Source organism: Nocardiopsis sp. iso_25 (genome assembly GCF_056173305.1).
The window spans coordinates 3,848,085-3,864,987 of sequence record NZ_CM149667.1 but is presented as its reverse complement, the minus strand read 5'-3'; the positions used below and the strand labels follow the sequence as shown (position 1 = coordinate 3,864,987).

The window sequence follows — 16,903 nt, the reverse complement described above, 5'->3', positions numbered from 1 at the left end:
CCGGGCCTGTGGAAAACGGGTGTACCGTCCCTTCGGTCACCTAGCGTTAGTGATGGAGGCGCGACCGGTCCGAGGTCCGCCCCGCCGACGCGCACACCAACCGAAGGGGCGGCCCGTGGTCGAACGCAGAGCCCTCGACATGGACTCGCTCGCGGTCAGCGACCGGTTCCGTCTGTTCAACTTCACCCGTCGCGACGACCACGTCACCTACCTGTGGATCCTGCGGGCCATGGACCGCCTGCGCGAGGTCCACCAGGTCCAGGTGGCCCCCGACGACGTCGCCGAGGCCCTGCGCGAGCTCGCCCGGTCCCACGACGGGGTGCCCGTGCCCGACCGGAGCCTGCGCGACCGCCTGGACGAGCTGCACGCCGACCGCGTCGTGCACCGCTTCGACGACGCCTCAAGGGCGGGTAACCTGGCCCGCTACCGCAACCGCCAGTCGGTCTACCAGTTCAGCGAGCTCGGCTACCGCGCCTACCAGTCGGTCGAGAACCTGCTCGGCGCCCGCATCGAGGACGTCAACCTGTCACGGCTGGTCTTCTCCGAGGTCCTGGACGACCTGCGCGCCCTGGCCGAGGCCAACCGCACCGGCCGGGCCGAACAGGTCTACCGCAGGCTCGCGCGCCTGGACGCGGTCATGGAGGACATGGGGCGCCGCTCCGCCCAGTTCCACGTCACCCTCGGTGAGATCCTGCGCTCCACCGACACCTCCCCGGACATCTTCCTGCGCCACAAGAACGCCCTGCTGGTGCACATGAGCGACTTCATGGCCGAACTCGACCGCTACCTGCCCCGCCTGGACCGCGCCGTGCGCGAGGTGGAGGAGACCGGGCTGGCCACGCTGCTCTCCCGCGCCGCCGACTCCGACGAGCGCCTGTTCATGGAGCGCGACGAGCGCCTGGCCGACTGGCGGCGCCGCTGGCGGGCCCTGCGCGCCTGGTTCGCCTCCGACGACGCCATCCCCGCGCGGGCCGCCGAACTCCACGCGGCCACCCGGTCGGCCGTCTCGGGCGTCATCGCCCTGCTGCGCCAGATCACCGAGGCCCAGCGCGGCGGGGTCAACCGCTCCACCCAGCTGCGCCACCTCGCCGAGTGGGTGTTCCACACCCCCGACGACGGCGCCGCGCACGCCCTGATGGGCGCCGCCTTCAACGTCCGCTCCGCCCGCCACCTGGGCGCGGCCCACGACGACGAGGAACAGATCCCGCCCAACACGACCTGGTGGGACGCCCCCGGTGTGGAGGTGTCGGTCACCCTGTTCCGCAGCGGCAACGCCCCCAACGCGGGTGTGCCCAAGCCGGTGCGGCGCAACCCCGGCGCCCAGGCGCGCCTGCGCGGACAGCAGGCCGCCGGCCGGGCCGCCGAACGCGAGGCCGCGGCCCGCCTGGTCGACCTGGGCGCCCACGGCCGGGTCCTGGACGAGACCGACACCCGAGTCCTGCTGCGCCTGGTCACCCGCGCCCTGGAGTCGCGCAGCGTCGTCGCCGGACGCCTGTCCTCGGCCAGCGGCGAGGGCGACGGCACCATGGTCCGCCTGGTCCCCGACCCGGCGGGCAGCACCGTCCACACCAGCCAGGGCCGTATCCACCTGCCGGGCCTGCGCCTGGAGGCCACCGGCCACCGGCCCCGAACGAAGAACACCTGATGCCCCGACTCTTCGCCCGCACGGTCGCACCCGCCGACCTGGGCTCCTACCAACAGGCCATGCGCCGCGTCCTGACCTGCGACCTCATCACCGCCGCGCGCCCGCGTCCGGGAGTACTGGACCAGGTGCTGCGCTGGGCCGACGAACTCGCCTCCGACCTGGAGCGGCTCTTCGGCTACACCCTGGTCGCCACCACCGACCACGTGCGCCTGGTCCGCGAACTCGACGCTCTGGACCCCACCCAGCGCCAGACCTTCTCGCGCCGGGGCAAACCCTTCGACCGGCGCAGACTCGCCTACCTGTGCCTGGTGCTGGCCGCCTTCCAGCGCTCCCAGATCGAGATCAGCCTCGCCGACCTGGTCGCCCGGTTCACCCCCGCGGCCAACGCCGTCGCCGGACTGGGCTACGACCCCACCGACGGCGCCCACAAGGCCGCGCTGGTCGACGTCGCCCACTGGCTGGTGGACCGCGGTGCGCTCCACCTGTCCGACGGCTCCCTGGAGGCGTGGGCGGTGGGCGGCGAGCAGGGAGACGCCCTGTTCGACATCGACCACGAGGTGTGCGAGCTGCTGTTCCGCCCGGCGCGCCCGGTCCAGCACTTGGGCAGCGTCGCCGGACTGCTCGCCGACCCGCTCACCGAGGCCTCGCCGCGCGAGCAGGCGGCCCGGCGGGCGCGGCGGCTCCTGGTGGAGCGGCCGGTCGTGTACTACGCCGACGTCGAACCGGCCGTGGCCGCGGTCCTGAGCGGCCGGGGCGTGGCCGAGGACCTGGCCCGCGCCACCGGGCTGAGCGTGGAGCGCCGCGCCGAGGGCGTCCTGCTGGCCGACCCGGCGGGCACCTTCACCGACCGGCCCTTCCCGGGCCGGGGCGGGGCGGTCAACCGCACCGCCGGGCTGCTGCTGGCCAAGGTGGCCGACCTGCTGGAGACCTCCCTGGCCGCGCTGGTCCGGCTCCAGGTGCCCCCGCACGCCGACGACCAGGCCGAACTCGTCCGGCTCGTGGACGCCGGTCTGCCCCGCGAAGGCGTCGTGGCCGACCTGGCCTGGACGCTGGAGCCCGCCGGGGAACGGGAGGAGGCCGCGGCGCTGCTGGAGGTTCCCCTGGTCGAACGCGGACGCTGGGAGACCATGATCCACGAGCTCTACGCGGAGTTCGGCGCCGCCTCCTTCGGCGGAGCCTGGCAGCAGGACCCCTACGGCCTGCTGGACGCCGCCCTGACCCTGCTCGCCGAACTCTCCCTCATCCGGCCGGTCCCCGGCGGCGCCCTGGTGCTCCCCGCCGCCTCCCGCTACCGCAACATCCAGGGCGCGCTGCCCGAGCGCGCCGACGGGGGACAGCTGCCCCTGGGGCTGACCGAACCCCCGCCGGGGGAGCGGGGCCCCACCGGGGCAGCCGACACCGAGGGCACCGCGGACGCCTCCTCAGACCCCTCTTCCAACCCCTCGCCCGACACGGCCCCCGCAGCCGCCTCCACCTTCGCGGAAGGAAAGTAATGTCCCCCAGGAGCGACCGATTCCGGCCCAGCCGCGCCGGCGTGATCAACGTCTGGGACTACGTCGACGAGGAGTTCGTGTTCGCCGACGGGCGCCTCGTCCTGCGCGGACACAACGGCTCGGGCAAGACCAAGGCGCTTGAGGTCCTCTTCCCGTTCATCCTGGACGGGTACACCGACGCCCGCCGCCTGGACCCCTTCAGCGGCCAGAACCGCACCATGAAGTCCAACCTGCTCTACCGCGGCCAGGACTCCGAGTACGGGTACGTGTGGACGGAGTTCGCCCGCACCGGCGCGGAGGGGGAGGGGACCGAGACGGTCACCCTGGTCATCGGCCTGCGCGCGCACCGCCACCGCGACGGCGTGACCCCCTCCTTCTTCGTCACCGACCAGCGCCTGGGCGTGGACTTCGGCCTGCTCGCCACCGACGGCCGTCCGCTCACCGAGCGCCAGCTCAAGGGGGTGCTCGGCGAGGACGCCTTCCGCTCCACCGCGGCCGACTACCGCCGCGCCGTGGACGCGCGCCTGTTCGGCCTGGGCGAGCGCTACGTCCAGCTGCTCGACCTGCTCCTGGCGCTGCGCCGCCCCCTGCTGGCCAAGGACCTGGACCCCGAGAAGGTCTCCGAGACCCTCACCAGCGGCCTGAGCCCCCTGGACGAGGAACTCGTCGACCAGGCCGCCCGCGACTTCACCAACTTGGCCGCCGTCCAGCGCCGCTTCGACCAGGCCACCACAGCGCACACCGCGACCACGGCCTTCGTCGGGGAGTACGCCGCCTACCTCACCGCCCACGCCCGCCACCGCCTGGCCCGCGTGCACACCGCCACCGGCCAGACCGCCGAGCAGGCCCGCGCCATCGCCGAGGCCCGCGACACCCGCGAGCGCGCCACGCTCACGCACGCGGCCGCCACCGACCGGGCCGAGGAGCACGACGCCCGAATCCGCCGGCTCGCCGCGCGCAGGGGCGGACTGGAGGCGAACGAGGCCTTCCGCAGCCACGCCGCCCTGGAGATCGAACGCGCGCACAGCGCCGAGAACGCCCGCGCCCTGGCCGAACAGCGGGCCAGACTGGACGACCAGGCCGGGGAGGTCACCGCCCTCCACCGCGAGGCCGACCGGGTCGCCGCCGACCTCGGACACGGGCGGGCGCGCGCCGCCGAACTGGCCGCGGAGCTGGCCGAGAACGCCGCCCAGGCCGGGCTCGACCACGACGGGGAGGGCCCCGCCGACACCGGCGACGACCTGTCCGCCACCGCGCGGGCGCGCGCGACCGCCCGCCGCGCCGACGTGGCCGCGGTCCGCGAGCGCCTCGCCGAACTCGCCCGCGCCGAGATCGCGCGCGGCGCCGCCGAACGGGCCGCCGCCCAGGCCGAGGACAGGCTCGGCCGCGGCGAGGCGGAGTGCGCCCGCGCCGCCGACGACCTGGCCGCCGCCCGCGCCAGTGCCGCCGACGCCCTCACCGCCTGGGCGGCGCACTGGGTCGAGGGCGCCGCGCCGGTCACCGACGACGCCTGCGTCGCGGCCCTGACCGGGGCACTGGAGGGCGTCGGCCGCCCCGGCACCCCCACGGTGTCGGAGGTCTACGGCGAGCACACCGACCAGCAGCGCCTGGACGCCGCCGCGCACACGCGCACCCTGGAGACCGACCGGGACCGGCTCGGCGCCGAGATCGACCGCCTCACCCGCGAGCGCGCGGACATCGCCGCCGAACGCGACGACGCCCCGCCCGCCGACGCGCTGCGCACCGCCTCCCGCGAGGGGCGCCCCGGCGCCCCGCTGTGGCAGCTGGTCCGCTTCGCCGACGCGGTGGGCGAGGACGAGGCCGCCGCCGTCGAGGGCGCCCTGTACGGTGCGGGCCTGCTCACCGCCTGGGTGCACCCCGACGCCGACGCCACCCGCGCCGCGCTCGCCTCGGGCGGGGCCGACGCCTACCTGCTGCCCGCCGGGGGTACGGCCGCGCCCCAGGGCCCCACCCTGGCCGACGTGCTGGTGCCCGAGCAGCAGGACCTTGTCCCCGAGCACGTCATCGCCCGCGTCCTGGCGTCGGTGCGCCTGGTCCGCGACGGCGATGCCCCGACCGGCCTCGCGGACGCCGTCCAGGTTCCCGGGGCGGCCGGTGCCGGGGGTGCCGCCGACGCCGCGGGTGCCGGGGGAGCGGCGGCGCACACCGTCAGCACCGGCGCACGGTTCGCCCAGGGGATGCTGGTGGGCGTCAGCCCCAAGGCCGCCCCCGAGTTCATCGGCGCCACCAACCGCGCCCACCGCCGCCGCGAACGCCTGGCCGAGTGCGACGCGCGCATCGCCGAACTCGACGAGCGGCGCGCGCGGGTCGCCGAACAGCTCGACCGTGCGGGCGAACTCCTCAAGGCCTTCACCCGGGCCCGCACCGCCCTGCCCGAGACCGCCGCGATCGACCGGGCCGTGCGCCGGGTCGAGCAGCAGTCCACCCTCCTGGCCTCGGCGCGGGCCGAGACCGAGGAGCGCCGCCGCGATCTGGACGCCGCGGTCGCCGAGGCCGACGCCCACCGCCACCAGGTGCGCGCGGTGGCCGCCGAACGCGCCATGCCCGCCCAGCCCGAGGCGGTGGACGCCGTCGCCCGCGCTGTGGACGACTTTCTGGAGACCGCGCGCCGACTGCACTCCGCCCGCGCCGAGGTCGACCGGCACACCGCCGACCTGGACGGCCGGAAGGAGACCCTGGACCGCCTGCGCGCACGGCTGGAGGAGGACCGGGAGCGCCACGAGGAGCGCACCCGCGAGCACGAGCGCGCCGCGGCCGAGCTGGCCGCCAAGCAGGAGGGCATCGACGCCCCGGTCCGCGAGCTCATGGCCGAGCTCGAACAGGTCAAGGAGGAGCTGCACCGGGCGCGTGAGGAGCACCAGGCCGCCCAGAAGGAGGCCGCGGCCGCCAACGAGGCCATGATCCGGGCCGACGAGAAGCTGGAGGGCGGGCAGCGGGCCCTCACCGACTCCCTCGCCGCCCTGTTCGAGCAGGCCGACGCCTTCGCCGCCCTCACACACCCCGACCTGCGCGCCACACTGGGCGTGGACACCGCGCACGCCTGGCCGGACCGTCGCTCCTGGCCCGCCCCCGAGGAGGCCGCCGAGCAGGTCCTGGCCGCGGCCCCGGCCGACCCGGAGGCCGCCGTGCGCGCGGTCCTGCCCGGCCGCGCCGGGCAGCTGCTCGACGCGTTCACCGCCGCCGTCGGCTCCGGGGCCGCGGTCACCGACGGCGACCTCAAGACCGTCTCCACGCGCATCTCCAACGCCCTGCGCGTCTTCCAGGACACCCTGGGCGGCGACGCCGAGGGCTACCGGGTCGACCACGAACTCGGGGCCAGCGGCGTCATCACCGTGTTCGTCAACGACGAGACCGGCCGCAACCCCGTCTCCGCCTTCGCCCGCGTCATCGCCGAACGCGTCGGGGAGCAGGGCGCGCTCCTGCGGGAGGAGGAGCGCGGGGTGCTGGAGGACGAACTGCTCACCGGCATCGCCCAGCAGATCCACGAGCGGGTGCGGGTGGCACGCGACCTGGTCGTCAGGATGGACGGAGACACCCGTTCGCGGCCCATGTCCTCGGGCACCCGGATCGGTATCCGCTGGAGCCGCTCGGACCGCGTCACCGAGCACCAGGCCGCCGCCGCCCGCCTGGTCCGGCGCGACACCGACGAACTGGGCGCCTCGGGGCTGACCCGGCTGCGCGAGGTCCTGCGGGAGATGATCCGCGAGCACCACGCCGCCCACCCGCGCGCCACCTACAAGCAGGTCCTGTCGGCGGTGCTGGACTACCGCACCTGGTACCGCTTCGAGCTGCGCCTGGCCGTGCCGGGCCAGGAGGAGGTCAAGCTCACCAGGAACAAGCACGAGCAGATGTCGGGCGGGGAGAAGTCCGCCGCGATCCACCTGCCGCTGTTCGCCGCCGCCAACGCCCTGTACACCTCGGCCGCGCCCACCTGCCCCCGGATGGTGGCCCTGGACGAGGCCTTCGCCGGGATCGACGACCGCTACAAGCCCGAGCTCATGGGGCTGACGGTCACCTTCGACCTGGACATGTTCATGACCGGGCACGACCTGTGGGTGCACTACGACAGCGTGCCCATGGCCGCCCACTACGACATGCACCACGACAAGGGGGCGCACACCGTCTCGGCGATGCTCATGCTCTGGGACGGCGCCCAGACCGTCGACGCAGACGCCGGGTTCTCCGGCAACGAGGAGCTGGCCGCGCAGCTGCTGGGCATCACCCCCAGCCGGTTCGCCCCGCTGTCCTCTGCCGGAACCCTGCTGGAGGACGCCGACGCCTGAGCGGTCCCGGCACGGCCCCGGCCGCCTCCTCCCGAAGGCCCGCCGCGGCCGTGCCGGGAAACGACACATCCGTGCAACACCGCTCGTACTTCACTCGGGGGGAACAAGGACCCCACACATCGCGCAGGCGATGCCCGGAAGGTGAAGGATGAGCGCAGTGACGAAGCGGGAGGCGCTGGAGAGCTTCCCCGCCGAAGACGCGGACGGGCGTCCCCGCCGCCCGCTCGGCCGCGGCTGGCGGCCCCGGTACCGGCTGGCCGCGGCCCTGGGCGCCGCGGCGGCCCTCGCGCTGGCGGCCTGGTCGGTGAACGCGCTGGTGCCGGAACGGGAGGAGAGGCCCTTCACCGCTGAGGACGGCGCCCTTCCGGACGACCTGTCGGTCACCGCCTTCGACACGCACCACCCCTCGATCGCCCGCCTGGACGGCGCGCTGCTGGAGGCCGTGCAGGAGGCGTCCCGCGACGCCCTGGAGGACGGGATCGTCCTCCACGTCACGTCGGGCTGGCGCAGCGGGGAGTACCAGCGGCACCTGCTCGACCAGGCCGTCCTCAACTACGGTTCGCGCGAGGAGGCCAGGAGGCTGGTCAGCACCCCGGAGGAGTCCAGGCACGTGACCGGGGAGGCGATCGACATCGGCCCCACCGACGCCGCCGACTGGGTCGTCCGCCGCGGCTCGGCCTACGGGCTGTGCCAGGTCTACGCCAATGAGATGTGGCACTTCGAACTGCTCACCGAGCCCGGCGGGGACTGCCCCGCCATGCTGTCCGACGCCGCGGGTTAGCGGCGGGGCCGGGCGGGGCGCCGCGCCCCGCCCGCGCGCCGGATCAGCCCTCCGCCTGGCCGCCCGGCCCCGAGCGCAGCCCGAAGGGCACGCCGAAACCGGTCAGCCAGCCGTCCTCGGCCAGCAGACGGAACACCTCGTGGGTGACGTCATGGTCGGGCGCCTGGCGCGGCGGCCACCCGAAGGCCCCGGCCACCGCCGACCAGCTGGGACCGTGCCCGTGCTCCTCCCGGTAGCCCTCCACCCAGCGGGCCACCCGCTCCCCGCGGCCCGAGACCAGATCCCGGGCGCGGTCGGCCACGGGCACGTCCAGCGGCGTGGTCGCCGGTGCGGTGTCCGGCGGCGTCGGCTCGGGGAGGGGCACGTAGGCCAGCGGCAGGGTGACCTCGGTGAGGCGGGCCACCACGGCGCCGCCGTCCACGCCCAGGCCCTCGACCCAGGAGATCTCCGTCAGCCACGCCAGCAGCTCCGCCAGCTCGTCGGTGCCGGACAGGGCGCAGGAGGTCACGATGTCCGCGGCCGGGACGCGGATGCGGCCGTCGGGCTCGGCCCACAGCGCGAGGTAGGCCCCCACGAGGCGGAGCCGGTTGGGCTTCTTGCGCATCTTCTTGTGCGCGAGGGTGCGCGAGAGCCAGCCCGAGGCCCGCGACCGGACGCCGTTGCCCAGCTTCCAGGTGTTGCCGTCCAGGCTCGGCAGGTCGCACCGGGCCGGGTTCGCGGCGTCGGACCCGATCACCGTCTCCGGCGTCGTGCCCAGCCATCCAGGGGAGGTCAGGTCGCTCAGGGCGGCGTGGGGGTCCTCCAGGCGCAGGATGCGCAGGTCCTGGGCGGTGAAGTTCGCCCAGCCCTTCAGCGCGCCCCGCAGGGTGAAGGTGAGGGCGAGCAGGCGGCTGTCGGGGAAGGAGCCCGCGCCCTCGGAGGCCACGCGCTCCCACAGCTCGCGGAAGAACTCCGCGTGGTGGGGCCCCATCCGCGGCACGCGCCTGCGGTCGGCCGGGATCTTCTCCTGGGGCCTGCGCCTGGCCTCCTCCAGGGCGCGCTTCCTCGCCTTCTTGGCCTTCTTGGCCTCGGAGTTGGTCAGCCGCTCGGGCGCGCCCCCCGGCGGCACGCTGATGCCCTGCTCCTTGCAGCGCGCGCACTCCATGGCCGCGGCCAGGTCCTCGTTGGGCCGGTGGAAACGGGGCTGGGGGATCTCGTCGGGAAGGGGATCCCGCACGTCGCTGGTGGCGGTGTGCTGCGTCATGGTCAGGAGCGTAGCGACGAAAGCTCCCCCGTGTCCGGCGTCCGGCGGATTCGCGCCCCCGGGCTCACCAGGAGCGCAGTTCGAAGGCGGCCGACCCCGGCCCGGTGCAGCCGTGCGGGCGCCAGGAGGCGCCGCCGACGGTCGCCCACCGGCAGGCCATGCCGCCGACGCCGACCGGCGCGGAGAAGAACTCCTCGGTTCCGGGGGTGAGCCGGGGGCGCGCCGTCAGCAGCGTCGAGGCCACGGGCACGGCCCGCGCGCACGGCATGGTCCAGGACACGGTGACCACCCACCACTGGCCCCCCTCCTCGCCCACCCGGCCGCAGACGGGCGTGACCAGCTGTTCGGTGCGGTCGGGCCACCACGGGCCCGTGCCGTCCGCGCTCCGCCCGGAAGCGGCGGTCCGGGGAACGGGCAGATCGGCGGGCCGGTCCAGCAGGGTCGGTTCCAGCTCCAGGCGGGCCCCGGGCACGGTGAACTCCACGCGGGCGGGCAGGCCGTCCCCGGTCAGCTCCACGCGGCCGGTGCCCTCCCGGGGCAGGACGCGGCCCAGGTCCAGGTCCCAGGCGGCCAGGTCGCCCTCCAGGACCGGGCCGGCGTCCGCGTCCGTTCTGGGAGCGCTCCCGGAAGGGGCCCGCGTCAGGTCCGGGTCCGCGGCCAGGGAGGTCAGCAGACCGGAGAGCAGCCGGGGTCCGTAGTCCTCGGCCGGGAACAGGGCGGCCCGCTCCCGGGGCCCGGCGTCGGCGAGGAGTTCCTCGACGGCCGCGGAGCCGCCCGGTTCGACGTGGAGGAAGGGGCCGTCGCCGTTGACGATGAGGCCGTACCCCAGGTCCGCGTCCTCCGGCTCGATGCTCAGGGCGCCGCTGACCGCCGTGTAGCGCACGGTGAAGCGGGTCGCGCCCTCGGGCCACACCTGGTGGACGGCGTCCGCGTCGGCCCCCTCGTCGCCGCCCCCGGCGGGGGTCCGGGTGATCCGCACGACCAGACCGGGGCTCGCCTCGACCGCGGCCGCCGCCCGCAGCAGCGCCTCGGCCGGATCCTCGCGCGGGCGGGCGTCGTACACCAGGTAGCCGCCCGCGACGGCGAGCGCCGCGCCCACGGCGGCGCTGACGGCGGCGACCGTCCTGGGGGGCTTCCTCATCCGGACATCGTGCTCGAAACGGGTGGGGCTGTCAAAGGTGGCCGTCCGCCGCGCTCCCCCGTGCTCCGCCTGGTCGGGAGGCCGCGGGCGGACCGGCCCCGGCCGGGGCGGAGGGGTTTCCCGCCCCCTCCCGGGGCAGGAAGAGGGCCATGGGCGACATGGTGCTGATCAGGCACGGACAGACCGAGTGGAGCCGTACGCGGCGCCACACCGGACTCACCGACATCCCCCTGACCGAGGAGGGGGAGCGGCAGGCGCGGGCGCTGCGCCCGCTGCTGGCCGCGCGCGAGGTGGGACGGGTGGTGACCAGCCCGCTGCGGCGGGCCGCGCGCACCGCCGAACTGGCCGGGTTGCGCGTGAGCGAGACCGATCCCGACCTGACCGAGTGGGACTACGGCGGCTACGAGGGGATCACCACCGCCGACATCCAGGTCGGGCGTCCCGGCTGGTACCTGTGGCACGACGGGATCGTGCCGGGCGGCCCGGAGCATCCGGGGGAGAGTGTGGAACAGGTCGGGGAGCGCGTCGACCGGGTCCTGGGGCGGCTGACGCCCCTGCTCGACGGAGGAGGAGGGGCCGACGTGGTGCTGGTGGCGCACAGCCACGTCCTGCGGGTGCTCACCGCGCGCTGGCTGGGCCTGCCGCCCGCCGAGGGGGCGCTGTTCCGGCTGGAGACGGCCACGGTGAGCACGCTGGGCCGCGAGCACGGCCGTCCCGCGCTCATCTCGTGGAACGTGCCGACCTGAGCGGAGGGCTCCAGGCGCCGGGACCGGGGATCCCGTGGTCGGAGGACTTGACAGAAGTCACAAAGGCCTATTGGCTAGGCCACTAGCCTTATGGCCCAGATCACAGCCCCAACTGTCCCTCTGATCGGTATGTCATGACCCCTCAGCTTCTCACCATCCTCGTCCTTTTGGCGATGTTCGTCATCGCCACCGTCCTGCCGATCAACATCGGCGCGCTGGCCTTCGTCGCGGCCTTCATGGTCGGGCTCCTGGTCCTCGGGATGGACGCCGACGCGGTCCTCGGCGGGTTCCCCGCCGATCTGTTCCTCACCCTGGTGGGCGTCACCTACCTCTTCGCCATTGCGAAGAACAACGGGACGATCGACCTGCTCGTACGCGGCGCCACCCGCATGGTCGGCGGCCGGGTGGCCGCGATCCCGTGGATCATGTTCGGCATCTCCGCCGTGCTGACGGGTGTGGGCGCGCTCGGCCCGGCGGCCGTGGCGATCGTCGCGCCGATCGCGCTGAGCTTCGCCGCCCGGTACCGGATCAACCCGCTGCTGATGGGCATGATGGTGGTCCACGGCGCCCAGGGGGGCGGGTTCTCCCCGGTCAGCGTCTACGGCGTGACTGTCAACGGCATCGTCGCCGACAGCGGGCTCTCGGTCTCCCCCATCACGCTGTTCCTCGGCAGCCTGTTCTTCAACCTGGGCATCGCGTTGATCCTGTTCGTCGCGCTGGGCGGCAACCGCCTCTTCGGCGTCCGCTCGCACGAGGCCGAGGCCGTCACCGAGGCCGCCCGCACCTCCGGCGGCTCGGACTCGGGATCGGTCGCACTGGCCACCGGAGGTCCCGCCGACGCCCCCGCCGCGAGCGGAGCGGCCGACGGCGCGGCGGCCGGGAGCGGCGGTACCGCCTCCGAGGGCGCCCCGGTCCGGTTCGAGCAGATCGCCACCCTGGTGGGCATCGTCGCGCTGGGCGTCCTCGCCCTGGGCGTGGGCCTGGACGTCGGCTTCGTCGCCCTGACCGTCAGCGTGGTGCTGGCGCTGATCGCGCCGCAGTCGCAGAAGGACGTGCTCTCCCAGATCAGCTGGTCCACGGTCCTGCTGATCACCGGCATGCTGACCTTCGTCGGCGTCATGGAGAGCGCGGGGACCATCGAGTACGTCGGCGACGGGGCGGCCAGCCTGGGCGCCCCGCTCCTGGTGGCGCTGCTGCTGTGCTACATCGGCGCCGTGGTGTCGGCCTTCGCCTCCTCGACCGCGATCCTGGGCGCGACCATCCCGCTGGCCATCCCGTTCCTGCTCATGGGCGACATCAGCGCGACCGGCGTGATCGTGGCCCTGGCGATCTCCTCCACCATCGTCGACGTCAGCCCCTTCTCCACCAACGGCGCCCTGGTGCTGGCCAACGCGACCGGGGTGGACCCGTCCCGCTTCTACCGCCAGATGCTGGTCTACAGCGGCATCGTGGTCGTGGTGGGCCCGCTGGTCGCCTGGGGTGTGCTGGTGGTGCCGGGACTGCTGTGACGGCAGTGCCTTTCAAGGGCAGTCGGGGCCGTCCGGCGGCCCCGGGAACGCGGAGGGTCCGGTTCGTTTTCCGGACCCTCCGCGCCCGCCCCGCCGCCCCGTGGCCGGGGCGGCGGGGCCCAGCCGGTTTGAAGGCCAGGCCTGTGAGCCACTGAGCCGGTTCAGGGGGCGACCGGGGCGTCCCCGTTGACGGCCGAGACCAGCAGGAGGTGGTCGCGCATCGCGTCGGCGGCCGCCTTGGGGTCGCCCGAGCGGATGGCCGAGGCGATGCGCTCGTGCCCGTCGAGCGAGGCCCGGGGCCGGTCCGGCTGCGACAGCGACTCCAGGCGGGTCTCCCGGATCATCGGGGCGATCTCGTTCATCATCCGCGCCAGCAGGCGCGATCGCGCGGCCGTGGTGATCGCCGCGTGGAAGCGCTCGTCACCGGTGACGCCGCGGTCGCCGTTGGCCACCTCCTGGCGCATCAGCTCCAGGGCGGCGTCGATCGCGACCAGGTCCTCGGGCGTGCGGCGCACGGCGGCCAGCTCCGTCAGCTTGACCTCCAGCGCCTGACGGGCCTCGATGATCTCCGCGCGCCGGTTGGCCCGGTCGCGCAGGAGGGCGAGAACCCCCTGCTCGGAGACGGTCTGGCGGATGATCGCGCCGTCCCCGTGCCGCACCTCGATGACCCCCTGGACCTCCAGCGCCACCAGTGCCTGGCTCACCGAGGCCCGGCTCACCTCCAGCGCGACGGCCAGCTCGCGCTCGGGCGGCAGGCGGTCGCCCACGCCCAGACCGGCGTCCCGCATGTGTTCCACGAGGCGCTCCACGAGCTGCTCGTACAGGCGCGGGCGCGCCGGGGGCCGGGGTCGGGGCTTGGTAGGCACGCTCGCTGGCTCCTGATCCTCGGATCTGACTGTGGTGAGGGACTTCCAGGCTAGAGCATCCGGTCGGCGGGCCCCCGGGACCGGCGCATCGGACGCCCCGCGATCGGGTGCGACGGGGGCTTCACAAAACGTGTGGTTTCGTGCCACCCTGACGTGAGGCCTAGTGGCCTAGCCACTGAACCATTTGGAGGTTGCTGTGGAGACCCGCGACACCGCCCGGGAGCTTTTGGACCGCACGCTCGACGCGGGATCCCACGTCTCCTGGGACGAGGCGCCCCTGGACGTGGGCCCCGACCCCGCCTACGCCGACGCGCTCACCCGGGCGCGGGCCGCCACCGGATGCGACGAGGCGGTCCTGACGGGGGAGGGGCGGCTGCACGGCCGCCGCGTCGCCGTCGTGGCCAGCGAGTTCGGCTTCCTCGCCGGGTCCGTGGGGCTCGCCGCCGCCGGGCGCATCGTCGCCGCCGTCGAACGCGCCACTGCCGAGCGGCTCCCCCTGCTGGCCGCACCGGCCTCCGGCGGCACCCGCATGCAGGAGGGCACCCCCGCCTTCGTGGCCATGGCGGCGATCACCGCCGCCGTCACCGCGCACAAGGCCGCCGGGCTGCCCTACCTCGTCTACCTGCGCCACCCCACCACCGGAGGCGTCCTGGCCTCGTGGGGATCGCTCGGCCACCTCACCGCCGCCGAACCCGGGGCGCTCGTCGGCTTCCTGGGCCCCCGCGTCTACGAGGTGCTGCACGGCGAGCCGTTCCCCGAGGGCGTCCAGCGGGCGGAGAACCTCCAGCGGCACGGCCTCGTCGACGCCGTCCTGCCCCCCGACCAGCTCAGGGACGCCGCCGGGCTCGCCCTCGACGTCCTGCTCGACCGCCCGGCCGCCGCCGCGCCCCCGTCACCGCCCGCAGAACCCCGCTCGCCCGCCCCCGTCTGGGACTCGGTGACCCGATCCCGCCGCAAGGAGCGCCCCGGCGTGCGCGAACTCCTGCGGCACGCGGCCAGCCACGTGGTGCGCCTGCGCGGCAGCGGCGAGGGAGAGTCCTCCCCCGCCCTGGTCACCGCACTGGCCCGGTTCGGCGGCAGGCCCTGCGTCCTGGTCGGCCAGGACCGCTCCCGCCAGAGCGCCGAACAGCCCATGGGCCCGGACGCGCTGCGCGAGGCCCGCCGGGGCATGCGCCTGGCCGCCGAACTGCGGCTGCCCCTGGTCACCGTCATCGACACCCCCGGCGCCGCGCTCTCCGCCGAAGCCGAGGAGCGGGGGACGGCCGGTCAGATCGCCCGCTGCCTGGCCGAGATGACCTCCCTGGCCGCCCCCACCGTCTCGGTCCTGCTGGGACAGGGCACCGGCGGGGGCGCGATCGCGCTCCTGCCCGCCGACCGCGTCCTGTGCGCCGAGCACGCCTGGCTCGCCCCGCTGCCGCCCGAGGGGGCCAGCGCGATCGTCCACCGCACCCCCGACCGCGCCGGGGAACTGGCCCGGGCCCAGGGCATCGGCTCCGCCGACCTGCGCGCCCGCGGACTCGTGGACCGGGTGGTCCCCGAATTCGGCGACGCGGCCGACGAGGACGGCGCGTTCTGCGCGCGCATGGGGGAGGCGATCGCCCGTGAACTCGCCGCGGTGCAGCCGCACGGGGGCGCCGAACCGCCCGCCGGACGCGCCGCGCGCTACCGCCGCCTGTGCGCCGCGGGCTGAGCGCGCGCCGCCCAGGACACGAACACCGGATCAGTACCAATCACCAGGAGGTAGGGAACGTGGACCGCTCGCAAGGGCCGCTCAAGGGGATCGTGGTCATCGACCTGTCGCGGGCGCTGGCCGGACCGCACGCGGCCATGCTGCTGGGAGACCTCGGCGCGCGGGTGATCAAGGTCGAGCAGCCCGGCAGGGGGGACGAGACGCGCGGGTGGGGCCCGCCGTTCGTCGGGCCGGAGGAGGAGCGCATCAGCACCTACTTCCTGTCCTGCAACCGCAACAAGGAGTCCATCGAGCTGGACCTGAAGTCCGAGGACGGCGCGGAGCAGCTGACCCGGCTCGTGCGCGCCGCCGACGTCCTGGTGGAGAACTTCCGCCCCGGCGTCCTGGACCGGCTCGGGTTCCCCGCCAGCCGCCTGGAGGAGCTCAACCCCCGCCTGGTGGTCTGCTCCATCAGCGGGTTCGGGCACGACGGGCCCGAGGGCGGACGGGCGGGCTACGACCAGATCGCCCAGGGCGAGGCCGGTCTGATGAGCCTGACCGGCCCCTCGCCCAAGGAACCGACCAAGACGGGCGTGGCCATCAGTGACCTGCTCGCGGGGATGAACGGCGCCCAAGGGGTGCTCGCCGCGCTCCTGGAGCGCGAGCGCACCGGGCGCGGCCGGGTGGTGCGCACCTCGCTGCTGTCCTCGATCGTGGGCGTGCACGCCTTCCAGGGAACCCGGTGGACGGTCGGGCGCGAGGTGCCCACCGCTCTAGGCAACCAGCACCCCTCCATCGCCCCCTACGGCGCCTTCGCCTGCATGGACGGCATGCTCCAGGTGGCGGTGGGCGGCGAGGCGCAGTGGGAGCGCTTCGCCGGACTGCTCGGCCTGGACCCCCGCGACCCCAGGTTCGCCGACAACGCCTCCCGGGTGGAGCACCGGGAGGAGCTGATCGCCGAGGTGGAGGCGGTATTGGGCCAGGGCACGCGCGACGAGTGGCTGCGCCGGATCGGCGAGGTGGGGGTGCCCTGCGGCGCGGTGCGCACCATCGACCAGGTCTACGAGTGGGAGCAGACGCGCTCCCAGGGGCTGCTGCTGGAGGTGGAGCACCCGGTGCTCGGCCCGATCGAGCTGCCCGGGTCCGCGCTGCGCTTCGACCCCGCGGCCGACGAGGCGCCGCAGCCCCCCGGGACGGGCCACCTGCCGCCGCCCGCCCTGGGCGAGCACAACGACGCGGTGCGGGCCTGGCTCGACGAGGTCGAGGCCCGACCGGCCGGATAGACCGCGCGCCGACCACCGCGACAGCCATGCGGACGGCCGCGCCGGAGCCCTCGGGCACCGGCGCGGCCGTCCGGCGTCGTGGCCCCTCGGCGCGCGTGGTCGGGGCCGCCGGACCGGACCCGCTGCCGGTCCGCCGTTCCCGCCCCGCGGTGTTCGCGAGGGTGCGTCCGCCGCTCCGGGCGGGACCGCCGCACCAGTCCTCCGGCTTCGGGTGAGTGGACCGG

11 protein-coding genes are annotated in these 16,903 nt (G+C 75.0%); 8 read left to right on the top strand and 3 right to left on the bottom strand.

Annotated features, from left to right (window positions below; translation table 11 throughout):
* Positions 1 to 115: 115 nt before the first annotated feature.
* From AC0VX6_RS16755 to AC0VX6_RS16740, 4 genes are all read left to right on the top strand, one after another.
* A complete protein-coding gene (locus AC0VX6_RS16755) occupies positions 116 to 1,645 on the top strand; it encodes a TIGR02677 family protein (protein WP_248770922.1) in 1,530 nt (509 codons plus the stop codon).
* Positions 1,645 to 3,138, top strand: coding sequence for a DUF2398 family protein (locus tag AC0VX6_RS16750; protein ID WP_475465094.1), 1,494 nt, complete (start codon positions 1,645 to 1,647; stop codon positions 3,136 to 3,138). Before AC0VX6_RS16755 ends, AC0VX6_RS16750 begins: the two co-directional genes overlap by 1 nt.
* Positions 3,138 to 7,442, top strand: coding sequence for an SbcC/MukB-like Walker B domain-containing protein (locus tag AC0VX6_RS16745; RefSeq protein ID WP_475465092.1), 4,305 nt, complete (start codon positions 3,138 to 3,140; stop codon positions 7,440 to 7,442). Before AC0VX6_RS16750 ends, AC0VX6_RS16745 begins: the two co-directional genes overlap by 1 nt.
* A gap of 148 nt (positions 7,443 to 7,590) precedes the next feature.
* Positions 7,591 to 8,223, top strand: coding sequence for a M15 family metallopeptidase (locus AC0VX6_RS16740; protein WP_475465090.1), 633 nt, complete (start codon positions 7,591 to 7,593; stop codon positions 8,221 to 8,223).
* A 43-nt stretch (positions 8,224 to 8,266) separates the two neighbouring features.
* On the opposite strand, the gene AC0VX6_RS16735 is transcribed toward AC0VX6_RS16740, so the two are convergent.
* Both AC0VX6_RS16735 and AC0VX6_RS16730 read right to left on the bottom strand, forming a co-directional pair.
* The gene (locus tag AC0VX6_RS16735; RefSeq protein ID WP_475465088.1) at positions 8,267 to 9,466 is read right to left on the bottom strand and encodes a hypothetical protein; all 1,200 of its coding nucleotides are present in this window, start codon (positions 9,464 to 9,466) and stop codon (positions 8,267 to 8,269) included.
* 64 nt (positions 9,467 to 9,530) lie between these two features.
* A complete protein-coding gene (locus AC0VX6_RS16730) occupies positions 9,531 to 10,607 on the bottom strand; it encodes a hypothetical protein (RefSeq protein WP_475465086.1) in 1,077 nt (358 codons plus the stop codon).
* A 149-nt stretch (positions 10,608 to 10,756) separates the two neighbouring features.
* On the opposite strand from AC0VX6_RS16730, the gene AC0VX6_RS16725 reads away from it, so the two are divergent.
* Positions 10,757 to 11,353: a histidine phosphatase family protein gene (locus AC0VX6_RS16725; RefSeq protein WP_274973627.1), complete on the top strand. Its 597-nt coding sequence runs from the start codon at positions 10,757 to 10,759 to the stop codon at positions 11,351 to 11,353.
* 134 nt (positions 11,354 to 11,487) lie between these two features.
* Positions 11,488 to 12,861: an SLC13 family permease gene (locus AC0VX6_RS16720; protein ID WP_274973626.1), complete on the top strand. Its 1,374-nt coding sequence runs from the start codon at positions 11,488 to 11,490 to the stop codon at positions 12,859 to 12,861.
* Positions 12,862 to 13,022: 161 nt separating this feature from the next.
* Here AC0VX6_RS16720 and AC0VX6_RS16715 read toward each other — a convergent pair whose 3' ends face one another.
* Entirely contained in the window at positions 13,023 to 13,727 is a 705-nt protein-coding gene (locus AC0VX6_RS16715) for a FadR/GntR family transcriptional regulator (protein ID WP_302475361.1), read from the bottom strand.
* A 196-nt stretch (positions 13,728 to 13,923) separates the two neighbouring features.
* Between AC0VX6_RS16715 and AC0VX6_RS16710 the strand changes: the two genes are divergently transcribed.
* On the top strand, positions 13,924 to 15,417 hold the full coding sequence (locus AC0VX6_RS16710) for a carboxyl transferase domain-containing protein (protein ID WP_475465083.1): 1,494 nt from the start codon (positions 13,924 to 13,926) through the stop codon (positions 15,415 to 15,417).
* A gap of 59 nt (positions 15,418 to 15,476) precedes the next feature.
* The gene (locus AC0VX6_RS16705; protein ID WP_475465082.1) at positions 15,477 to 16,679 is read left to right on the top strand and encodes a CaiB/BaiF CoA transferase family protein; all 1,203 of its coding nucleotides are present in this window, start codon (positions 15,477 to 15,479) and stop codon (positions 16,677 to 16,679) included.
* Positions 16,680 to 16,903 lie beyond the last annotated feature (224 nt).